At 74.2% G+C, this 488-nt stretch carries 1 protein-coding gene; it reads left to right on the forward strand.

The features are described 5' to 3' along the window. Nucleotides 1-488: hypothetical protein (locus AACY08_RS29065; protein ID WP_339472529.1), on the forward strand; the 488-nt coding region annotated here is incomplete at both ends.

A 488-nucleotide genomic window follows, 5' to 3' on the forward strand; every position in this document is an offset into this window, starting at 1 on the left:
GGCGGGCGGCCGCGAGATCGTCGTGGCCGGGGTGATCGCAGCGCTGATCGCGGCCAGCGCCGGCTGGCTTCTGCGGTGGCGAGGCGCTTTGCCGATGGCAGCACTCGTTGGGCGACGGCGTTCGATGCCCACAGGGCTGGCCACGCTGCTCGTCGCCGGCGCCGCGCTTGCCGGCCCCGAAGCGATGACGATGCGGCTGGTGCCGTTCGTCGAGGGGCGCGGACCCGACGAGCCCGCCGGCGCGGCGCTGCTGTTCGCGCTGGTGCTCGGCAGCGTGATCGGGCCGCTGGGATTGCCTCGCCCGGACCGCGGGGTGATGCGGCCGGCGCTGGCGTTCACCGCGCTCGCAGTGCTGGCGGGGGTGGTGTTTCTGGCCGCCCCGCACGCTGGCGTGCTCGCGCTTGCCGCCTGTCTTGCCCATGGCGTGGGCTTCGGCGGCATGATGGCGCTGTTCTGGCGCGAAATGGGCGCGGCGATCCGCGATCATG

The sequence above is a fragment of the Pseudomonas sp. EL_65y_Pfl1_R83 genome (assembly GCF_963970695.1).
Lineage (GTDB): Bacteria > Pseudomonadota > Gammaproteobacteria > Pseudomonadales > Pseudomonadaceae > Aquipseudomonas > Aquipseudomonas tritici.